The organism is Pseudomonas sp. NFX5, from assembly GCF_049132125.1.
GTDB classification, from domain to species: domain Bacteria; phylum Pseudomonadota; class Gammaproteobacteria; order Pseudomonadales; family Pseudomonadaceae; genus Aquipseudomonas; species Aquipseudomonas marginalis.
Genome location: NZ_JAFMZG010000009.1, coordinates 359591 through 377546 on the forward strand (window position 1 = coordinate 359591; position 17956 = coordinate 377546).

The following is a 17956-nucleotide window of genomic DNA, read 5'->3' on the forward strand; positions in this document are numbered from 1 at the left end:
CGAGAGAACTGAACAATGCCCGTAGCCACTGCCGCAAGCCCCTGGTACAAGCACCTCTGGCCCTGGATCATCATTGGGATCCTGGCCTGCTCGGTGACCTTGACCTTGTCCATGGTGACCATCGCGGTGAACAACCCGGACAACCTGGTCAACGACAACTACTACGAGGCCGGCAAAGGCATCAACCGCTCCCTGGACCGCGAACGGTTGGCCCAGACCCTGCAACTGCGCGCCAAGCTGCACCTGGATGAGCTGACCGGCGAAGTCGAACTGCAACTCACCGGCTACAGCAACCCGAACACCCTGGAACTGAACCTCATCTCCCCGACCCAGCCGGAGAAGGATCGCAAGATCAACCTGACCCGCAGCGACAGCGAACCGGGCCGCTACATCGGCCAGGTCACCGACAAGGTCGAAGGCCGCCGCTTCGTGGAATTGCTGGGCGTGGAAGGCGACAGGACCTGGCGCCTGTTCGAGGAAGAAGAAGTCAGCCACGACAAGGATTTGCTGCTGGGTGATGAACCGTTGCAGGGTGCTGAAGACCTGAAAAAATAGCAGCGCCCATGACCAGCCCAACCCCCTGCTACCACTGCGCCCTGCCCGTCCCGTCCGGCAGTCGCTTCACCGCCGTGATCCTCGGCGAGCGCCGCGAGCTGTGCTGCCCCGGCTGCCAGGCCGTGGCCGAAGCGATTGTGGCCGGTGGGTTGGAAAGCTATTACCAGCACCGCAGCGAAGCCTCGGCCAATCCCGAGACGCTGCCAGTGCAACTGGTGGACGAACTGGCGCTGTATGACCGCGCCGACGTGCAAAAACCCTTCGTGCACCATGAAGGCGAGCTCGCCGAAACCACCCTGTTGATGGAAGGCATCAGTTGCGCCGCCTGTGGCTGGTTGATCGAGAAACACCTGCGCAGCCTGCCCGCCGTGGCCGAGGCGCGGCTGAACCTGTCCAACCATCGCCTGCAGGTGCGCTGGGCCGACGGGCAATTGCCGTTGAGCCAGTTGCTCAGTGAACTGCGCCATATCGGCTATGCCGCCCACCCGTATCAAGCGGACCGTGCGGCCGAGCAACTGGCCAGCGAGAACCGCCTGGCCCTGCGCCAGCTGGGGGTCGCCGGGCTGCTGTGGTTCCAGGCGATGATGGCGACCATGGCCACCTGGCCGGAATTCAATATCGACCTGAGCCCCGAGCTGCATGTGATCCTGCGCTGGGTGGCGATGTTTCTGACCACCCCCATCGTGTTCTACAGTTGTGCGCCGTTCTTCAAGGGCGCCATGCGCGACGTGCGTACGCGTCACCTGACCATGGACGTGTCGGTGTCCCTGGCCATTGGCGGGGCTTACCTGGCCGGGATCTGGACCGCAATCACCGGCGTGGGCGAGTTGTATTTCGATGCGGTGGGCATGTTTGCGCTGTTCCTGCTGGCAGGTCGCTACCTGGAGCGCCGTGCCCGGGAGCGCACGGCCGCCGCCACCGCGCAGTTGGTCAACCTGCTGCCCGCCTCATGCCTGCGCCTCAAAGGTGACGGCCAGAGCGAACGTATTCTCTTGAGCGAACTGGCGCTGGGCGACCGCGTGCTGGTGCATCCGGGCGCGGTTCTGCCGGCAGATGGGGTGATCCTCGACGGCCGCTCCAGCATCGATGAGTCGCTGCTCACCGGGGAGTACCTGCCGCTGCCGCGCCAAACCGGGGATGCGGTCACTGCCGGCACGCTGAACGTCGAAGGCGCGTTGACCGTCGAAGTGCGCGCCCTGGGCCATGAGACCCGCCTGTCCGCCATCGTGCGCCTGCTGGAGCGGGCCCAGGCCGAGAAGCCGCGCCTGGCGCAGATCGCCGACCGCGCCGCGCAGTGGTTCCTGTTGTGTTCGCTGATTGCCGCGGCGGTGATCGGCCTGTTGTGGTGGGAGCTGGATTCATCGCGGGCGTTCTGGATCGTGCTGGCGATGCTGGTCGCCACCTGCCCCTGCGCGTTGTCCCTGGCCACGCCGACCGCCCTCACCGCCGCCACCGGCACCCTGCACAAGCTCGGGCTATTGCTGACCCGTGGCCATGTGCTCGAAGGCCTGAACCAGATCGACACGGTGATCTTCGACAAGACAGGCACCCTCACCGAAGGCCGCCTGGCGTTGAAAGCGATCCGGCCCCTGGCCACTCTGAACAGTGACGAATGCCTGGGCCTCGCCGCCGCCCTGGAAAACCGCTCCGAACACCCGATTGCCCGCGCCTTCGGGCGTGCGCCGCTGGCCGCCGACGAGGTGCTCAGTTCCCCGGGCCTTGGCCTGGAGGGCCGTGTCGGCACACGCCAGTTACGCATCGGCCAGCCGGGGTTTGTTTGTGCACTCAGTGGGTGCCCGATTCCCGCCGCTCCGGAGGATGACGGCCAATGGCTGCTGCTGGGCGACGGCGACGGTGCCCTGGCCTGGTTCGTCCTCGACGACCGCCTGCGCAGCGATGCCCCTGCCCTGCTGGCCGCCTGCAAGGCGCGTGGTTGGCGCACGCTGCTGCTGTCGGGGGACAGTTCGCCGATGGTCGCCAGCGTCGCCGCTGAACTGGGCATCGATGAAGCCCACGGCGGCCTGCGCCCAGACGACAAGCTCCACGTGCTGCAACAACTGCACAAGGAAGGCCGCAAGGTGCTGATGCTCGGCGATGGCGTCAACGATGTGCCGGTGCTGGCCGCCGCCGACATCAGCGTGGCCATGGGCTCGGCCACCGACCTGGCCAAGACCAGCGCCGATGCGGTGCTGCTGTCCAACCGCCTGGATGCCCTGGTGCAGGCCTTTACCCTGGCACGACGCACCCGTCGGGTGATCATTGAAAACCTGCTGTGGGCGGGGCTGTACAATGGCCTTATGCTGCCGTTTGCCGCCCTCGGTTGGATCACCCCGATCTGGGCGGCGATCGGCATGTCCCTCAGTTCGTTGACCGTGGTGCTCAACGCCCTGCGCCTGACTCGCCTGCCGAGTGCGCAGGCCACAAGCGCCCCTTTGGTAACCCGCCCGCTGCCGGCTTGAGCCGCGCGGGCATGGAGTGCAGATGCCAGCTCTATACGTGATGATTCCGGCGGCGCTGCTGTTAGTGGGCGTGGCCATCTACATCTTCTTCTGGGCGGTGGACAGCGGCCAGTACGACGACCTCGACGGCCCAGCCCACAGCGTGCTGTTCGACGACCAGGACCCCAACCACCTGGCGGCCGTGGACGAAGCCAACGGCCCCGAGCAACCGCCCGTGCCCAAAGACCCGCCCCATGCTTGAGCTGGCGCCGCTGCTGGTCTCTGCGCTGATCCTCGGCCTGCTGGGCGGCGGCCATTGCCTGGGCATGTGCGGCGGGCTGATGGGCGCGCTGACCCTGGCGATTCCCAAGGAACAACGCAGCCGTCGATTCCGCCTGCTGCTGGCGTACAACCTGGGGCGCATCCTCAGCTATGCCAGCGCCGGGTTATTGATCGGCCTCGCCGGCTGGGCGGTGGCCAACAGCCCGGCGGCCCTGTTCATGCGTGTGCTCGCCGGGTTGCTGTTGATCTGCATGGGGCTGTACCTGGCCGGTTGGTGGAGCGGCCTCACCCGCATCGAAAGCCTCGGGCGCGGCCTGTGGCGCTGCATACAGCCCGTCGCCAACCGTTTGCTGCCGGTGTCCAGCCTGCCCCGCGCGCTGCTGCTGGGCGCGCTGTGGGGCTGGTTGCCGTGCGGGCTGGTCTACAGCACCCTGCTGTGGGCCGCCAGCCAGGGTAATGCGCTGGACAGTGCGCTGCTGATGCTGGCTTTTGGCTTAGGCACATGGCCAGTACTGCTGGCGACCGGGTTGGCGGCCGAACGCGTGACCGCGTTATTGCGCAAGCGCAGCGTGCGTATGGCCGGGGGCCTGCTGGTGATTATTTTCGGTATCTGGACCCTGCCAGGTCCGCACCAGCACTGGCTGATGGGCCATTAAAAGGCTATGTGGCATAGCGCCGCTCCCCGTTGATGCAAATCAAGATGCCCTACCGGCCACGCCCCTAGACTCGGCTCACTAGCCTATCCGGGGAATGCCCGCATGCTCGACGCCATTCGTTGGGACCCACATCTGATTCAACGCTACGACCTGGCGGGACCGCGCTACACGTCCTACCCCACCGCCGTACAATTCGACAGCCAGGTCGGCACCTTCGACCTGCTCCACGCCCTGCGCGAAAGCCGCAAGGCCACGCGACCGTTGTCGCTGTATGTGCATGTGCCGTTCTGCGCGAACATTTGCTACTACTGCGCGTGCAACAAGGTGATCACCAAGGACCGCGGCCGCGCCCAGGCCTACCTGCAACGCCTGGAGCAGGAGATTCAGTTGGTGGCCTGCCACCTCGACCCGAAACAGTCGGTTGAACAACTGCACTTCGGCGGCGGCACCCCGACCTTTCTCAGCCACGACGAACTGCGCCAGGTCATGGGCAGCCTGCGCCAGCACTTCAATCTGCTCGACGACGACTCCGGCGACTACAGCATCGAGATCGACCCGCGCGAAGCCGACTGGGCGACCATGGGCCTGCTGCGTGAACTGGGCTTCAACCGTGTGAGCATCGGCCTGCAAGACCTCGACCCCGACGTGCAGCGCGCAGTCAACCGCCTGCAAAGCCTGGAAGAAACCCGCGCGGTGATCGACGCCGCCCGCACCCTGCAGTTTCGCTCGATCAATATCGACCTGATCTACGGCCTGCCCAAGCAGACGCCGATCAACTTCGCGCGCACCGTGGAGGAAGTGATCAAGCTGCAGCCGGACCGCCTGTCGGTGTTCAACTACGCGCATCTGCCGGAACGCTTCATGCCCCAACGACGGATCAACAGCGAGGAACTGCCATCGCCGGAATCCAAGCTGCTGATGCTGCAGACCACCATCGAGCAACTGACCCAGGCCGGCTACCGCTATATCGGCATGGACCACTTCGCCCTGCCGGACGACGAACTCGCCATTGCCCAGGAAGAAGGCACGCTGCAGCGTAACTTCCAGGGCTACACCACCCACGGCCATTGCGACCTGATCGGCCTCGGCGTATCAGCCATCAGCCAGATCGGCGACCTGTACTGCCAGAACAGCAGTGACCTGAACGGCTATCAGAACGCCCTGGCCAGCGCCCAACTGGCCACCAGCCGTGGCTTGCTGTGCACCACGGATGATCGGTTACGTCGGGAAGTGATCCAGCAGTTGATCTGCACGTTCAGCCTGGCCTTCGAGCAGATCGAACAGGCGTTCAACATTGATTTTCGCGGGTATTTCGACGAGGTCTGGCCGCAACTTGAGGCGATGGCGCAAGACGGCCTGATCGAACTGGATGCCCAAGGCATTCGCGTGCTGCCCGCCGGACGGCTGCTGGTGCGTTCAGTCTGCATGGTGTTCGATGCGTACCTGGAGCACCAGAACCGGCAGCGGTTTTCGCGGGTGATCTAGTTACATCGACAACGACGCGGCTTTGAGCGCGTCATCGGCGCTCATGGTCTTCATCGCTTTGGCCAGAGAGGTCTGGGCCGTCATCAAACCTGCCTGCAACGAACTGATCGCGCCTTGCACATTGGCGGTCTTGGCCCGGGCCTGCTCCGGGGTCAAGCTTTTGTCTGCCGCGATCGCCTGAAGCTCAGCCATTTTCTCGGCGATCTGCTGTTTCAGCTTGCGGATCATTTTCAGCACCTCCTTGACGTTATCGTCCAGGCCGCTGTCGTCGATATCGGCATTCGCGCTTTTGGGCGCCCCGGCCGCCTTGAACGCTGCGGCGGAAATAGTCACCGTCACCCCTTCAATCACCTTGGTTTCAGGCGCCGGCGCGGTCACGGGCAGCTTTTCCTCGGCCTCGGCAGCGGGCTTCAAGTCCTGCACGCTGGGTACACGGATGGCAGGGTTGTAAGCCGCGATAACAGACATGATCCGAGCTCCGAAGGGTAGATATGCAACTGTATCGGCAACGGTACAAAAAGCTTTATACCGTTGCCTGTTTTTTGTACAGGCTGGCTTCACTGCCCACCAGTGCGGTACCCTTACGTCTTATGTGTGTTTTCCCACAAGGATTTAAGAAATGTCCGAGCCAGTCAAACTGCGCGCTCACAGCCAGGCTCACTGCAAGGATTGCAGCCTGGCCCCCCTCTGCTTGCCACTTTCGTTGAATCTGGAAGACATGGATGCGCTGGACGAAATCGTTAAACGCGGTCGCCCGCTCAAGAAAGGCGAGTTTCTGTTTCGCCAGGGGGACAAGTTCGATTCCGTCTATGCAGTACGTTCGGGCGCGCTGAAGACCTTCAGCTTGAGCGACAGCGGCGAAGAGCAGATCACCGGTTTCCACCTGCCCAGCGAGCTGGTCGGGTTGTCGGGCATGGACACCGAGATTCACCCGGTGTCGGCCCAGGCCCTGGAAACCACCTCAGTGTGCGAAATCCCCTTCGAGCGCCTGGACGAACTGGCCCTGCAATTGCCACAACTGCGCCGTCAATTGATGCGCGTGATGAGCCGCGAGATTCGTGACGACCAACAGATGATGCTGCTGTTGTCGAAGAAAACCGCCGACGAGCGCATCGCCACCTTCCTGGTCAACCTGTCGGCGCGGTTCCGTGCCCGTGGTTTCTCGGCCAACCAGTTCCGCCTGAGCATGTCGCGCAACGAAATCGGCAATTACCTGGGCCTGGCGGTGGAAACCGTATCCCGTGTGTTTACCCGCTTCCAGCAGAGCGAACTGCTGGCCGCCGAAGGCAAGGAAGTGCATATCCTTGACCCGATCCAGCTGTGCGCACTCGCCGGTGGTTCCTTGGAAGGCTGATGCAGACGCTTGCGGCCGCGCCAATCGGTGAGGCCGCAGGTATACTTCGAGTCCGTTTTCCGCCCAGGACTCTTCGACGATGACTTTCGATTCGTTCGACATCAAATCCCTGATCCGCCCCGTCATCGACTTCCCCAAGCCTGGGGTGATCTTTCGTGACATCACACCGCTGTTCCAATCGCCCAAGGCCCTGCGCCTGGTGGCTGACTCCTTTGCCCATCGCTATGTCGAAGCCGATTTCAGCCATATCGGCGCGATGGATGCGCGCGGCTTCCTGATCGGCTCGATCATCGCCTACCAACTGAACAAGCCGCTGATCCTGTTCCGCAAGCAGGGCAAGCTGCCGGCTGACGTGCTGTCCGAGGGTTACCAGACCGAATACGGCGAGGCCTTCCTCGAAGTGCATGCCGACAGCCTGTGCGAAGGTGATTCGGTGCTGATGTTCGATGACCTGATCGCCACGGGCGGTACCCTGATCGCGGCGGCCAACCTGGTGCGACGCATGGGGGCGAAGATCTTTGAAGCGGCGGCGATCATTGACCTGCCGGAACTGGGCGGCTCGCAACGCCTGGAAGACATGGGCATCCCGACGTTTTGCCTGACCCGCTTTGCCCTCACCGAGCGGTAACGGCTGCGCGGACTGACGTTATCAGGGGCAAGTGGATTCGCCGCACTGCCCCTCCCACATTTGATCCTGCGCTGATCGTCAGAGCGCGATCGGTTTACGACCGGCGAACGAATGCGCCAACGTGCCGCCGTCCACCAACTCCAATTCGCCACCCAGCGGCACGCCATGGGCGATACGCGAAGTGACCAGGCCTTTGTTGCTCAGCAGTTGGGCGATGTAATGCGCGGTGGCTTCACCTTCCACGGTCGGGTTGGTGGCCAGGATCACCTCGGTAAAGGTGCCCTGCTCCTCGATACGCGCCACCAGCTGCGGAATGCCGATGGCCTCCGGCCCCAGGCCATCGAGCGGCGAGAGATGGCCCTTGAGCACGAAGTAGCGCCCGCGATAACCGGTCTGCTCCACCGCATACACATCCATCGGCCCTTCCACCACGCACAGCAGCGTGTCATCGCGGCGCGGGTCGGCGCATTGCGGGCAGAGTTCTTCTTCGGTGAGGGTCCGGCACTGGCGGCAGTGGCCCACCCCGGTCATGGCCTGGCTCAAGGCCTGGGCCAACCGGGTACCGCCGCTGCGATCACGCTCCAGCAGTTGCAGCGCCATGCGTTGGGCGGTTTTCTGGCCGACACCCGGCAACGTGCGCAGGGCATCGATCAGTTGGCGAATCAGGGGGCTGAAGCTCATGGGCGAGTGGTCCGACAAAACAACGAGACGCGGTTTATACCCGCGCCTCGGATTAGCGTCAAATGCTCAATCCTGCGCGACCCGTACCACCAACTTGCCGAAGTTGCGCCCTTCCAGCAAACCGATAAAGGCTTCGGGCGCCTGCTCCAGGCCCTCGACCACGTCTTCGCGGAACTTGATCTTGCCGTCGCGTACCCACGGCGCCATGGCGCTGAGGAACTCCGGCTGGCGATCACCGTAGTCGTCAAACACGATAAAGCCCTGGATCCGTACACGCTTGGTCAACAACGTGCGTTGCAGCGCCGGCAAGCGGTCAGGCCCGCTGGGCGCTTCATGGGCGTTATAGCCGGCGATCAGCCCGCACAGGGGGATGCGCGCCTTGGGGTTGAGCAACGGCAGCACGGCGTCGAACACCTTGCCACCGACGTTTTCGAAATAAATGTCCACGCCCTTGAAGCAGGCCTGGGCCAAGTCGTCGGCAAACGTTGCGCTCTTGTGGTCGATGCAGGCATCAAAACCCAATTCGTCCACCACGTAGCGGCACTTCTCGGCACCGCCCGCAATCCCGACCACACGCAGGCCCTTGAGCATGGCCACCTGGCCGACCACCGAACCCACCGCGCCGGAGGCAGCCGCCACCACCAGGGTTTCTCCGGCTTTCGGCTGGCCGATGTCCATCAGGCCCATGTAGGCGGTCATGCCCGGCATGCCCAGCACCCCCAGGGCCATGGACGGGCTGGCCAGGCCATTGGGCACCGGGATCAGGTTGCGGCCGTCGGAAATGCTGTGGCTCTGCCAACCGGTGGCGCCGACGACCAGATCACCCACCTCGAATTTCGGATTCCGCGATTGCTCGACACGGCTGACAGCCCCGCCGGTCATCACCTCGTCGATTTCCACCGGCGCGGCGTAGGACGGTGCGTCGCTCATGCGCCCGCGCATATAAGGGTCGAGGGAGAGGTAGAGCGTCTTCAGCAGGACCTGGCCGTCTGCCAATTCCGGCAAGGTCACCCGTTCCAGGCGGAAGTTTTCCGGCGTGGGTGCGCCTTGAGGGCGTGAGACCAGGACAATGCGCTGGTTCAAAGTCGGTTCGTGAGGCATGAAGGGCTCCTTGATCGAATCTATCGGTATAGGGTGCAGACCATGGGTGCCGCGCCAGGGTTCGATTGGATTGGCACAAACAAAAATGCCAGGCACAAGGCCTGGCATTGGAGTCTAGCTAAAGCCTGGCGATCAGAACGGCAGCTTCATGCCCGGTGGCAGTTGCATGCCGGCAGTCACGCCGGACATTTTGTCCTGGCTGTTGGCTTCGATCTTGCGCACGGCGTCGTTGACGGCCGCGGCGAACAACGCCTCGAGCATTTCCAGGTCATCTTCGCCCACGCCTGGCAATACGCTTGGGTCGATGCTCACGCGCTTGATGTCGTGACGACCGGTCATCACCACGCTGACCATATCGCCACCGGCTTTACCGGTGACTTCGGCGTTGGCCAGCTCTTCCTGCATCTTGGCCATCTTTTCCTGCATCTGCTGCGCCTGCTTCATCAGGCCGGCCATGCCACCTTTCATCATGGGAATCACCTCAAAAGTACGTGGATCAATGAATAGCCCGGTGTCAGGATGACTGGGGCACCGGGGCTTCGACAGGTTCAATTGTATCTTGGCGAACGACCGCACCGAACTGCTGCATCATTTGCTGGATGAGCGGATCGCCGTGGATCGAGTCCTCAGCCTCGCGCTGGCGGTTGATACGCCGGCGGGTCGCGGCCTGGGCCGGGGTTTCCTGCTCGGGCTTGATCAACTCGATGGCGATGGTCAGCGTGCGCCCATGGTACTGGTTCAGGGCATCGTTGAGGCGCCGCTGTTGGGTCGCGTTGAACAGGGCGCTGTGGGCCGGGTCCAGGTGCAACAGCCAGTGGTCGCCATCGATGGCGATCAGGGTGCAGTTGGCGGCGATGCTGCCGGTCATGCCGGAAATCGGCAGTTTCGGGAACAGCTCCAGCCATTGCAGGGCCAGGCCGGTGGCCGGTGCCGCAGCAGGCTCCGCCTCGGGTTCCGGGGCCGGCTCGGCGGTGTGCTCGCTGGCCAGGTCGTCCAGGTAGCTGTAGGCCGAATCCATGTCCGGCTCGATGTAATCTTCGTCCAGCGGCGGTTCGTCGTCGAGGTCGATGCCCGGGGTTGCGGCTTCGACCTGGGCCACAGTCGGCTCGGGAACCGGGGCCGACACCCACTCGGGGGCGGCCGGTACCACGCTGTCCGGCGTCGGCGCAGGCATCGGCGTCAGCTCGGGCTGCTCACCGACGGTTTCCAGGACAGGCTCGACATAGGGCTGCTGTTCGACCTCGACCTCAGCGTCTACCGGGTCATTCCAGGGCAGGTCGACGACAGGCTCGGGCTCGACAACCGGTTCCGGCTCAACCACCGCTGCCGCCACTACCGGTGCCGGCTCAGGCGCCGGCGCAACAGGGGCAGCAACCACTGGCGCGACCACCGCCGCGCCAGCCACTGGTTTGGCGGAATCAACTGTGGCCTGGCTGATCCCCACTGGCTTTAGCGGCTGTCTCGGTGCGTCGGCCGAATCCGCCGGCCGGAAGGCCAGCATCCGCAGCAGGACCATCTCGAAGCCTCCGCGCGGATCGGGCGCCAAAGGCAGGTCGCGACGACCGATCAGGCCCATCTGGTAGTAGAACTGCACGTCTTCGGCCGGCAACGCCTGGGCCAGGGCCAACACGCGGTCGCGGTCGCCATGGCCGTTGTCGACACCTTCCGGCAATGCCTGGGCGATGGCAACGCGGTGCAGCACATTGAGGATTTCCGAGAGCACGCCGTTCCAGTCCGGGCCTTGCTCCGAGAGGTGGCGCACGGCTTCGAGCAACGCCTTGGCATCGCCCTCGATCAGCGCGTGCAGCACGTCGAACACCTGGCCGTGGTCCAGGGTGCCGAGCATGGCGCGCACATCGGCGGCCATGACCTTGCCTTCACCAAAGGCAATGGCCTGGTCGGTGAGGCTCATGGCATCGCGCATCGAGCCATCGGCGGCGCGGCCCAGCAGCCACAGTGCGTCGTCTTCGAACGGTACGTTCTCGACGCCCAGCACGTGGGTCAAATGCTCCACCACGCGCTCGGGGGTCATGTTCTTCAGGGAGAACTGCAGGCACCGCGACAGGATCGTTGCAGGCAGTTTCTGCGGGTCGGTGGTGGCCAGGATGAATTTGACGTAGGGCGGCGGCTCTTCCAGGGTTTTCAACAAGGCGTTGAAGGAATGGCTGGAAAGCATGTGCACTTCGTCGATCAGGTAGACCTTGAAGCGGCCACGGCTGGGCGCGTACTGCACATTGTCGAGCAGCTCGCGGGTGTCTTCGACCTTGGTGCGGCTCGCGGCGTCGATCTCGATCAGGTCGACGAAACGCCCTTCGTCGATCTCGCGGCACACCGAGCAGGTGCCGCAGGGCGTCGAAGTGATACCGGTTTCACAGTTCAGGCATTTGGCGATGATGCGCGCAATGGTGGTCTTGCCCACTCCACGGGTACCGGTGAACAGGTAGGCGTGGTGCAGCCGCTGGCTGTCCAAGGCATTGATCAGAGCCTTGAGCACATGGGTCTGGCCGACCATTTCGCGGAACGAGCGCGGACGCCATTTACGTGCAAGAACCTGATAACTCATCGAAAACCGTCGCAACTGGGAAGCGGAAGCGGGTAATGCTAGCGGAGCAAGGGGGAAATTGCATCCGGCACGCTCGCCTAATCTGACTAAGCTCTGCTGACTGGCCCCGAAAAGGCCTGAACCCGGAGAGTGTATGCGCGTAGTCTTGGGCGCTTTATGGATGATGACCACGGCTTGCCTGGCGGCGCCTGCACCGCTGCGCTTCTCGGTTTCCGACAGTTGGGCGATGCCCATGGTGCAGGTGGAGAACGGCCGGCCTACACAGGGGATTTTGTATGATTTGATGTTGAGCCTGGCCACCCAGGTTGGCCAGCCGGCGGAATTCCACGTGCTGGCCCGCGCCCGTATCGCCACAGCCATGGGGCACGGGGATATTGATGTGCGCTGTTATGTCACCCAGGCGTGGGTCGACAACCTGTCCGGCGACTACATCTGGAGCTTGCCTTTAATGGTGCAGCGCAATGTGCTGGTCAGTGTGCGCAACCAGCCGGTGCAGGTGCTCAAGCTGACACCCCAGCCGATCGGCACGGTGCTCAACTATCGCTATGGCGCCCTCGACCCACTGTTTGCCAACGGCCAACTCACCCGCGACGACGCCCGCAGCGAAGAACAGGTGCTGCACAAGCTGGTGGCGGGGCGATTCAACTACGCAGTGAGCAATGAATGGATCGTCGACCGTTTCAACCAGAAAATGCCAATCAGCCAGCGCTTGCACAAAGTTGCGCTGATTGAGGAGCAAAACCTCGGCTGCATCGTGCGCAACGATCCCGACGTGCCGGCCCAAAAGATCCTGCGCACTTTGCTGCGGATGAAAATGTCCGGCGAAATCGACGACATCATCAAGCTATACACTGGCGAAGACCCGGTCCCCCTGCACGCTCCTGACAAAAACTGACAGGCACTCCTTATAGACTCGGCGCCACACCACGCCCGTTCTCAAGGAGCCCACATGAACACCCTCGCCCATTACTTCCTGCTGTACGTCGACAGCCCGGCCACCAGTGCCCATTTCTATAGCCGCCTGCTGGGCAAGCCGCCGGTCGAATTGAACCCGACCTTTGCCCTGTTCATTCTGGACAACGGGGTAAAGCTCGGGCTGTGGTCGCGTCATACCGTCGAGCCGGCAGCCCGGTTCACAGGCGGTGGCGGTGAAGTGGGCTTCTCGCTGCCCGACATGGCCGCCGTGGACGCGTTGCACGACCAATGGGCAGAACGGGGCGCCATCATTGTCCAGTCACCGACGCCCATGGACTTCGGCTACACCTTCGTCGCCCAGGACCTCGACGGCCACCGCTTGCGCGCGTTTAGCCTGAACGACTGACCACCAGCGCCCCTCCAGGCTGATGGCCGCCACGCTGGCCAGCACGATCACAGCGCCCAGCATCACCTGCACGGCAATGTGCTCGCCCAGCAACGTCGCGGCCATCACCATCGCCACCGGCGGGATCAGGTACATCGCCACCGACGCGCGGCTGACCTCCACATGCTTCAACACATACCCCCAGGCCAGATACGCCAAGGCGCTGGGGAAAATCCCGAGCACCAGCACCGCCACGTTCTCTGCCAACGGCGCCTGCACCACTGCAGCCGGCAGGCCCGGCAGGTTCACACACAGCATCAGGGTGCCCGCCCACACCATGTAGCACGCCATGGTCAGCGGACTGTAGCGGTGGGCATAGTGTTTCTGCAGGGCGAAGTACACGCTCCACGACACCGCCGCCAGCAGGATCGACAAGCCACGCGGGTCGATCTCACCCAGCCCCTGATCCCCCCAGATCACCACCAGCACGCCGAGCAGCCCCAGCAAGACGCAGCCCCAGCGCCAGGCACTGACCCGTTCCTTCAGACAGAAAAACGCGACCAGCACACTGAACAACGGCGCCGACTGCGCCAGGACGCTGGACGCCGCTGCCGTTACCCATTGCTGCCCATAGTTGAGGCTGGTGTGATGCAGGAACACGCCGAAGAACCCCAGCACCAGCAACCACGGAACATCCCGCAGGCGCGGCCGGCCGATGCCCATCACCAGTGCCACACCGCCCATGAACAGCGAGGCAATCAAAAACCTTAGCAACGCCAATTGGCCGGGACTGTAGCTGTGCAGCCCCATGTGCACGCCAATCGGCGAATAGGCCCAACACAGGATGACGCTGGCGATGACTAGCGTAAGCTTTACAGGTGAAGGGGTATTCATCGATGGCGTCCAGAAACCGGGAAGGAGTGCCGTCAGTCTTGGCCCGGGCAAGGCGCAGGACAATTAACCGTTTCTGACTTCTGCAATCACTGGAACTGAGCAATGGAACTGGCCCAACTGAAAATGGTGCGAGCCGTGGCACAAACCGGCAGCGTGGCCCAGGCGGCCGTGCTGCTGCATTGCGTGCCGTCCAACATCACCACGCGCATCAAGCAGCTGGAAGGCGAGCTGGGCACACCGCTATTCATCCGCGCCGGACGTGGACTGGCCATCAGTGCCGCCGGTGAGATTTTCCTGGATTACTGCGAGCGCATCCTGGCGCTGGTGGATGAGTCCAAACGCGCCGTGGACGCCAATGCGATTCCCCGTGGCACCTTGCGTATCGGCGCGGTGGAGTCCAGCGCCAGCGGGCGTTTGCCGCCCCTGCTGGCGGAGTATCATCGGCGCTACCCCGATGTCAGCCTGGAACTGGTGACCGGCGCCTGGGGCCCGTTGCTCGACGACCTGCAACACCACCGCCTGGACGTGGCGCTGGTGGCCGCCGGCATCAAACGCACCAAGCTCGAACACAGCGTGGTCTACAGCGAACGCCTGGTGCTGATCGCCAGCGCGTCCAGCGCCCCCATCAGTGGCGCCGAGGACCTCGCCGGCCGCACCCTGCTGGTATGGCCACCCGGCTGCCCGTATCGCGCAGCCCTGGAAAACTGGGTCAAGCCCCATGACTTCAAGCCGACCATCGCCAGTTATGCCAGCTGGGGCACGATTATCGGCTGCGTCAGCGCGGGGATTGGCGTGGCGTTGGCGCCGGAGGGGATCCTGGCCCGCTATGAGCAGGCCAACCAGCTGGCGTCTTATCGATTTGAAGAGTTGGCGGCGGTGGATAACCTGCTGTTCTGGCACAAGGACACCCAGCGGCATCTGGCCAGGGACGCATTTGCCGAGCTGTTGCGGGAGACTTTTGACTAACTCGCAACATGTTGTTTCGGTTATCCTCCAGCGAAATTAATTCAAAATGTAAGGGACTACCATGAATTACTTCCGCCTGTTGTTGGCGGCGGCCGCTCTGAGCCTGCCTGCCGCGCCTGCCGTTGCTGCTGCCTCGCCTGCCCCCGTTGAAACCAGTGCCCCCGCCGAAACAGCCGAGCACTTTCTGGCGTCACTCAACCAAAAGACCGGCACGGTCACCCTGCCCAGCGGCATCGCCACCCTCAAGCTCACCGACGAGTTCTACTACCTCGACCCCGCCGATACCGAGCGCTTGCTCACCGATGGCTGGGGCAACCCGCCGGGCTTCAAGACCCTGGGCATGATCGTGCCCAAAGCCGTCAGCCCATTGTCGGAACGCGGTTGGGGCGTGATCGTCAGCTACAAGGCAGATGGGCACATCTCCGACGAAGATGCGGCAAAAATCGACTACGCCGACCTGCTCAAGCAAATGCAGGAAGAAGACGAAGCAGAGAACAAGGAACGCCAGAAACAAGGCTACGCCGGCCTGCACCTGCTGGGCTGGGCCGAGCCACCGCGCTACGACGACACCACCCACAAGATGTATTGGGCCCGCGAACTGAAGGCTGACGACGCCGACCAGAACACCCTCAACTACAGCATCCGCGTGTTGGGCCGTGAAGGCGTACTGGAACTCAACGCTGTGGCCGCCATGGCCGACCTGGCCACCATCCAACAGGAATTGCCTAAGGTGCTGGCCTTTACCAACTTCACCGACGGCAACCTCTATACCGACTTCAACCCGAAAACCGACAAGCTTGCCACTTACGGCCTCGCCGCGCTGGTTGCCGGTGGGATCGCCGCCAAGGCCGGGCTATTTGCCAAGATCGGTATCTTCCTGCTGGCTGCGAAGAAGTTCCTGGTGATCGGCGTAGTGGCGCTGCTCGCAGTGATTCGCAAGCTGTTCAACCGCAGCAAGGCCTGAACCCCAGGCACAAAAACGCCGCAGCGTGCCCGGCACACTGCGGCGATTGGGATGACTCAGTTGGGCGCGACCAGTCGACTGTATTGATCCTGGCTGATCCAGCCACTGAACGAGCGGTCGTCGTCATTGATAAACTCGACCTGGGCCCAACCGTCCTTGAAGGCCAGCACACCGACCACATCGCGCTTGACGATATACGGACGCTTGGCGGCCTTGGCGCCTGGGGTTTTCAGCAGGTAAGCCTTGTCGGCGGATACCGTCACCAGGCCGATCCATTGTTTGCTGGCGGTCTGGGTCAGGTCCAGGCCGGTGGCAATCTCCGGCATCAGTACGTTCAGGCAGCCGGGGTGCTGGCGGCCCTCTTCCACCGTCAGGGTCACGCCATCGGTCGAAGGCGCCAGGCTGCCGGGATGAGCCTCGTCAAGCCACGTGGTGAGCGCCTCAGGCTTACCTTGCAGGTAAAACGCGCAACGGCGGGTGACGCCCTCGCCCATGGCTTCCGAATAGAACCCTTCGACCTGATGCTCCGGCGTCACTGCCAGCATCAGCCCTTCGTACTTGCCCGAATGCAACGCGGCCGAACCGGCCAAGGCAGGGCCCACGGCGCACAACGACAACACACCTATCGCTAGAAAACGGATCATCCTATTTTTTCCCTTCAAGTTTTTCGTAGGCTTTTTGCATAAGGACGTCGTAGTTGCCGTAGTCCTCGCCGTTATAGTTACGTGCCATGCCGGTAAAATCCTTGGCTTTCATGGCCTTCATCAATGCCGGGCTCTTGCTGCAAAAACCGAGGAAGGCTTTTAGTTGGTTACCGGCATTCACCTTTAGTGCTGCCGAAAACTCAAACACCGTCTTGTAGCCGCACGAGGCAAAGTTAAAGCCCATGATCTGGAACATGCCCCACGACGCCGACATGAGGGCCGCTTCCTGGTCCAGGCCAAAAGCGGTGGCCATGGTTTCCCAAGCCTTGGCCTGGTCCTTGTTATTGGCCTGCCACTGCGGCCCGGCCTTTTTCTTGTAGGGGTAGGACAGCAGCGGGTGCGCCTGGTCGTAGATGTGCTTGGTGTACTTGCGAAACAAGTGCCCTTCAAACGCGATCACCGGCAACTTGGCCGGCCCGAACCCGGAACGCCCACCTGATTCCACGGTGGCGAAGGCCTTGATGATATTCACCGAAATACCGCTGCCCAATTGCGTGGCAGCATTCTGGAAATCCGTTTCACTGAGGGTCATGCCCCCGTCGCACGTGGCCTGGAGCATCAATTGCCGGTTACGCCGCTCGGCCTCGATCATCGCGCGCATGCGGTCCAGGTACACATTGACCGTGGCCTGCACCGCATCGCCCTGGTTGTTGCCGAATGCATTGAGAAAACTCGGGATGCGCATCGTCGGAAAGGCCTTCACCGGCACCTTCACCGCTTCTTCGATCAGGCTGTTGAACGTACGACCGGTGGGGTCGACCACACCATCGGGATGGGCATACTTGAGGTGGCGAAACTGGTATTGGCTGATGCACTGCACCAACTGGCCATCGCACTTGCCGTTTTCGGCCAGCGGGAAACCCATCTTGGGAATGATCAGATTGAATAAATACTGGATGCACTGCACATCGGCGGGCAAGTTGCGGGCTTTACCCGGCGCACCTACCGAAGCACTGATAAGACGGGGTAACCCTTGCAGGCTTTTCATCAAAGACATCCTTGTTAGTTAAAGAAGTGATAGCACTTCAATATCAAGTCGGCGCCCTCGTCATACTCTGTAACAAGTGGCCGGCGGAAACTAACAAGGCAGTTTGGGGTTGTCCAGAGGGGTGTTGGAAAGTTGTGAAACAACCATCATCGACCGCGCAATAAAACATCGGCAGTTGACTGAAAACAGGTCATTTGGATTTGAATAGAAGGGGGACTGCAAGAAAGAGCGCTATGGAGGCAACCCCACCAGCCACACCCCGGCACACAATGTTCCCGCTGTGGCTGCTGCCTTCCGGCTCTGACCAGGTTCACGGGTAATCGTTGCGGGGGGACCGATGGGGTCACCATAACGACGCTGGCCTCTCGGCAAGCGGGGCCATTGTACCGATCTCATC

19 protein-coding genes and 1 other RNA gene are annotated in these 17956 nt (G+C 62.7%); 11 read left to right on the forward strand and 9 right to left on the reverse strand.

What is annotated here, in order from left to right:
• The first annotated feature begins 15 nt into the window (after nucleotides 1-15).
• The 5 genes from J1N02_RS05625 to hemN all read left to right on the forward strand — a co-directional run bounded on the left by J1N02_RS05625 (nucleotide 16) and on the right by hemN (nucleotide 5416).
• Nucleotides 16-555, forward strand: a complete 540-nt coding sequence (locus J1N02_RS05625; protein ID WP_065924741.1) for a FixH family protein — start codon at nucleotides 16-18, stop codon at nucleotides 553-555.
• Nucleotides 556-563: 8 nt separating this feature from the next.
• The gene (locus tag J1N02_RS05630; RefSeq protein ID WP_146476741.1) at nucleotides 564-3014 is read left to right on the forward strand and encodes a heavy metal translocating P-type ATPase; all 2451 of its coding nucleotides are present in this window, start codon (nucleotides 564-566) and stop codon (nucleotides 3012-3014) included.
• A 22-nt stretch (nucleotides 3015-3036) separates the two neighbouring features.
• Entirely contained in the window at nucleotides 3037-3255 is a 219-nt protein-coding gene (gene ccoS / locus J1N02_RS05635) for a cbb3-type cytochrome oxidase assembly protein CcoS (protein ID WP_027603726.1), read from the forward strand.
• The gene (locus J1N02_RS05640) at nucleotides 3248-3931 is read left to right on the forward strand and encodes a sulfite exporter TauE/SafE family protein (protein ID WP_027603725.1); all 684 of its coding nucleotides are present in this window, start codon (nucleotides 3248-3250) and stop codon (nucleotides 3929-3931) included. Before ccoS ends, J1N02_RS05640 begins: the two co-directional genes overlap by 8 nt.
• Before the next feature lie 102 nt (nucleotides 3932-4033).
• Complete coding sequence (gene hemN / locus J1N02_RS05645) at nucleotides 4034-5416, forward strand: oxygen-independent coproporphyrinogen III oxidase (protein ID WP_027603724.1); 1383 nt, start codon at nucleotides 4034-4036, stop codon at nucleotides 5414-5416.
• Here the strand turns inward: hemN and J1N02_RS05650 are convergent, their stop codons facing one another.
• Nucleotides 5417-5884, reverse strand: coding sequence for a hypothetical protein (locus J1N02_RS05650; protein ID WP_092355340.1), 468 nt, complete (start codon nucleotides 5882-5884; stop codon nucleotides 5417-5419).
• Between the two features lie 151 nt (nucleotides 5885-6035).
• Between J1N02_RS05650 and fnr the strand changes: the two genes are divergently transcribed.
• Both fnr and J1N02_RS05660 read left to right on the forward strand, forming a co-directional pair.
• The gene (gene fnr, locus J1N02_RS05655; protein WP_027603722.1) at nucleotides 6036-6770 is read left to right on the forward strand and encodes a fumarate/nitrate reduction transcriptional regulator Fnr; all 735 of its coding nucleotides are present in this window, start codon (nucleotides 6036-6038) and stop codon (nucleotides 6768-6770) included.
• A gap of 79 nt (nucleotides 6771-6849) precedes the next feature.
• Nucleotides 6850-7398 carry an adenine phosphoribosyltransferase gene (locus tag J1N02_RS05660; protein ID WP_092355343.1) on the forward strand — a complete coding sequence of 183 codons (549 nt, stop codon included), beginning with the start codon at nucleotides 6850-6852 and terminating at the stop codon, nucleotides 7396-7398.
• A 78-nt stretch (nucleotides 7399-7476) separates the two neighbouring features.
• On the opposite strand, the gene recR is transcribed toward J1N02_RS05660, so the two are convergent.
• The 4 genes from recR to dnaX form a co-directional block, all read right to left on the reverse strand.
• Nucleotides 7477-8079 (reverse strand): recombination mediator RecR, encoded by a 603-nt coding sequence (gene recR, locus J1N02_RS05665; RefSeq protein ID WP_027603720.1) that lies wholly within the window; start codon nucleotides 8077-8079, stop codon nucleotides 7477-7479.
• 66 nt (nucleotides 8080-8145) lie between these two features.
• Nucleotides 8146-9180, reverse strand: a complete 1035-nt coding sequence (locus J1N02_RS05670; protein ID WP_027603719.1) for an NADP-dependent oxidoreductase — start codon at nucleotides 9178-9180, stop codon at nucleotides 8146-8148.
• 132 nt (nucleotides 9181-9312) lie between these two features.
• Nucleotides 9313-9651, reverse strand: coding sequence for a YbaB/EbfC family nucleoid-associated protein (locus J1N02_RS05675; RefSeq protein ID WP_003193199.1), 339 nt, complete (start codon nucleotides 9649-9651; stop codon nucleotides 9313-9315).
• A gap of 43 nt (nucleotides 9652-9694) precedes the next feature.
• Nucleotides 9695-11743 (reverse strand): DNA polymerase III subunit gamma/tau, encoded by a 2049-nt coding sequence (gene dnaX / locus J1N02_RS05680; protein ID WP_421147215.1) that lies wholly within the window; start codon nucleotides 11741-11743, stop codon nucleotides 9695-9697.
• A gap of 133 nt (nucleotides 11744-11876) precedes the next feature.
• Here dnaX and J1N02_RS05685 point away from each other — a divergent pair, with 133 nt between their 5' ends.
• The gene (locus J1N02_RS05685) at nucleotides 11877-12638 is read left to right on the forward strand and encodes a substrate-binding periplasmic protein (protein WP_027603717.1); all 762 of its coding nucleotides are present in this window, start codon (nucleotides 11877-11879) and stop codon (nucleotides 12636-12638) included.
• Between the two features lie 54 nt (nucleotides 12639-12692).
• The gene (locus J1N02_RS05690; RefSeq protein WP_027603716.1) at nucleotides 12693-13064 is read left to right on the forward strand and encodes a VOC family protein; all 372 of its coding nucleotides are present in this window, start codon (nucleotides 12693-12695) and stop codon (nucleotides 13062-13064) included.
• Here the strand turns inward: J1N02_RS05690 and J1N02_RS05695 are convergent.
• Nucleotides 12978-13937, reverse strand: a complete 960-nt coding sequence (locus J1N02_RS05695; RefSeq protein WP_421147216.1) for a DMT family transporter — start codon at nucleotides 13935-13937, stop codon at nucleotides 12978-12980. The genes J1N02_RS05690 and J1N02_RS05695 overlap by 87 nt on opposite strands.
• A 102-nt stretch (nucleotides 13938-14039) precedes the next feature.
• On the opposite strand from J1N02_RS05695, the gene J1N02_RS05700 reads away from it, so the two are divergent.
• A complete protein-coding gene (locus J1N02_RS05700) occupies nucleotides 14040-14903 on the forward strand; it encodes a LysR family transcriptional regulator (RefSeq protein WP_414887421.1) in 864 nt (287 codons plus the stop codon).
• A gap of 61 nt (nucleotides 14904-14964) precedes the next feature.
• Nucleotides 14965-15867, forward strand: coding sequence for a DUF2167 domain-containing protein (locus J1N02_RS05705; RefSeq protein WP_421147217.1), 903 nt, complete (start codon nucleotides 14965-14967; stop codon nucleotides 15865-15867).
• A gap of 56 nt (nucleotides 15868-15923) precedes the next feature.
• On the opposite strand, the gene J1N02_RS05710 is transcribed toward J1N02_RS05705, so the two are convergent.
• The 3 genes from J1N02_RS05710 to ffs all read right to left on the reverse strand — a co-directional run bounded on the left by J1N02_RS05710 (nucleotide 15924) and on the right by ffs (nucleotide 17899).
• A complete protein-coding gene (locus J1N02_RS05710) occupies nucleotides 15924-16511 on the reverse strand; it encodes a hypothetical protein (protein ID WP_027603712.1) in 588 nt (195 codons plus the stop codon).
• 1 nt (nucleotide 16512) lies between these two features.
• A complete protein-coding gene (locus tag J1N02_RS05715; RefSeq protein ID WP_027603711.1) occupies nucleotides 16513-17559 on the reverse strand; it encodes an N-acetylmuramidase family protein in 1047 nt (348 codons plus the stop codon).
• A 243-nt stretch (nucleotides 17560-17802) separates the two neighbouring features.
• Nucleotides 17803-17899, reverse strand: an RNA gene (gene ffs / locus J1N02_RS05720) — signal recognition particle sRNA small type.
• Between the last annotated feature and the right edge of the window lie 57 nt (nucleotides 17900-17956).